At 40.5% G+C, this 2,555-nt stretch carries 2 protein-coding genes and 1 pseudogene; all 3 read left to right on the top strand.

Annotated elements, in window-relative coordinates; genetic code table 11:
- Positions 1-1,437: diflavin flavoprotein (locus VE944_RS02945; RefSeq protein WP_324972030.1), on the top strand; the 1,437-nt coding region annotated here is incomplete at its 5' end.
- Positions 1,438-1,499: 62 nt separating this feature from the next.
- A complete protein-coding gene (locus tag VE944_RS02940; RefSeq protein ID WP_324972027.1) occupies positions 1,500-2,021 on the top strand; it encodes a phosphate-starvation-inducible PsiE family protein in 522 nt (173 codons plus the stop codon).
- Between the two features lie 198 nt (positions 2,022-2,219).
- Positions 2,220-2,555 (top strand): annotated as a pseudogene (locus VE944_RS02935) (flavin oxidoreductase); the annotation flags it as partial.

Genomic DNA, 2,555 nt, shown 5'->3' with positions numbered 1-2,555 from the left:
GAACCAGACCACAGTGGCTTAGTGAAAGATATTTTGCAATTAGCTCCCTCAATTACTGTTGTCGGTGCAAAGGTGGCTATTCAATTTTTAGAAAATATGGTTCACCAGCCTTTTAAATCAATGCAGGTGAAAAGTGGAGAGCGATTAGATTTAGGTAACGGACACGAATTAGAATTTATCTCTGCACCTAACTTACACTGGCCTGATACAATATTGACTTATGATCACAAAACTAGCACTCTTTACACTTGCGATGTGTTTGGAATGCACTACTGTGATGACCACACCTATGATGAAAATATTACTTTAATAGAGGAAGATTTTCACTATTACTATGATTGTCTCATGGGCCCCAATGCCCGATCTGTCTTGGCAGCTTTAAAGCGGATTGAAAAGTTAGATATAAAAACAGTTGCCACGGGACATGGCCCTTTATTACAACACTATATCTCCGAATGGCTCGGACGCTATCAAAACTGGAGTTTAGAACAAGCAAAAACAGAGACATTAGTGGCTCTATTTTATGTTGAAGATTACGGGCATAGTGAGCATTTAGTCCGTTCCATAGCGCATGGATGCGCGAAAACAGGGGTGGCAGTAGAATTAGTAGACTTTAATAGTGCCGAGCCTCAAGAAGTTCGAGAATTAGTTGCACAAGCTTCTGGTTTAGTAATTGCAATGCCACCCCAATCTTCGGTGATGATTCAAGCTGCTTTAAGTACAATTTTGGCTGCTGTTCACAAGAAGCAGACAATTGGTTTATTAGAGTCAGGAGGTGGAGAAGATGAACCTGTTTATCCTTTACGTAATAAGTTCCAAGAACTAGGATTAACTGAAGCTTTTCCTCCTATCTTAGTTAAGGAAATTCCTACTCAAGCAACGGAACAACTTTGTGATGAAGCGGGGACAGATATGGGTCAATGGTTGACCCGCGATCGCACCATAAAACAAATCAAATCTATCAATACTGAGCTAGAAAAAGCTTTAGGGCGGATTAGCACAGGATTGTATATTATCACCGCCAAAAAAGGAGAAATTCAGAGCGCAATGTTTGCTTCTTGGGTGACACAAGCGAGTCTTGAGCCTTTAGGAGTAGCGATCGCAGTATCCAAAGATCGGGCAATTGAGTCTTTGATGCACGTTGGCGATCGCTTCGTTTTAAACGTTTTAGAAGAAGGCAAATATCAAGGATTAATGAAACATTTCCTGAAACGTTTTGCTCCTGGTGCAGATAGATTTGCTGGTGTGAAAACATATCCAGCGAAAAATGAATCGCCCGTTTTAGCTGAAGCTTTGGCTTACATGGAATGTGAAATTACTAGCCGCATGGATTGTGGAGATCATTGGGTAATTTATAGCACAGTCCAAACTGGAAGAGTTGCCAACCTACATGCACTTACTGCTGCCCATCACCGCAAAATTGGTAATCATTACTAATTTGTCATTGGTCATTGTTTTCCCCTTTTTCCCCACTCCCTAACTCCCAACTCCCCACAACTATGTATAAATCTGCTGAGAATACCCCGATTACAATGTACGAAATCAATCGGGGGCGCGTTGTGCGAACCTTGGAATTTATTCAAGATATAATTGTAATTTCTTTGTGTATCGGTTTATTTAGCTTCATGGTGCTTCAGGTGAGAGATATGTTTCTCTCCTTACTTCCGCCTCTAGATTTTCATGCTGTTACTGCCGATATTCTCTTTTTACTTATCTTAGTTGAGTTATTTCGACTACTGATTATTTACCTACAGGAACATCGAGTATCTATTGGCGTAGCTGTTGAAGTTTCCATCGTTTCCGCCTTGCGAGAAGTCATTGTTAAAGGTGTTCTAGAAACTAATTGGAGTCAAATTTTAGCAACTTGCGCCTTTTTATTAGTCCTGGGAGTACTACTGTTCCTCCGAGTTTGGTTACCCCCTACCTTTGAAGGTATCGATCCCGAACAAGAAGTATCTAAACGCTATAGAAGCCGAGCCAAGTCTGAATTAACACAAACTAATGGTCAACATAATTCGTAATTGATAATACTCGCCAAGGGCGAGAAGCAAGCTACGTAATTCGTAATTATTACCCACAGATAAAATTGCTTACCCAGAAATAATCATGTTACGCACTTTTATGCCTCCATTGATGAATCTTGTGAGTTTGCATTCTTCAATTACGAATTACGAATTACGAATTATTTAGCCAATTCCCCATTGTTAACAGAGGTTATTATGTCTGCTGCCACATTAACGCCCAACCATAGCAGAGATGTACAAGTTGTTGAAATTGGTAAAAATACTCTGATTCTCCGATCGCGGACTTGGGACAGATTAAAATTTGAGGTGGAGTATTCCCGCCAACGGGGAACTACAGCGAATTCTTATCTGATTCAAGCTGATAAAAAGGCTTTAATTGACCCTCCTGGCGAATCTTTTACCGAAATTTACCTTCAGCAACTTGCACAACATTTAGATTTTACTACGCTAGATTACATTGTTCTCGGTCATGTCAACCCAAACCGCAGCACAACTCTGCAAGTATTGCTCTCTCAGGTTCCTCAAGCCACT

Source organism: Nostoc sp., from assembly GCF_035638895.1.
In the GTDB taxonomy this organism is placed as follows: Bacteria; Cyanobacteriota; Cyanobacteriia; order Cyanobacteriales; family Nostocaceae; genus Nostoc.
This window is presented reverse-complemented; position numbering and strand designations above follow the sequence as displayed.

Coding starts and splice junctions, on each gene's coding strand:
- VE944_RS02940 (WP_324972027.1), top strand. CDS start 1,500: ATGTATAAATCTGCTGAGAATACCCCGATTACAATGTACGAAATCAAT.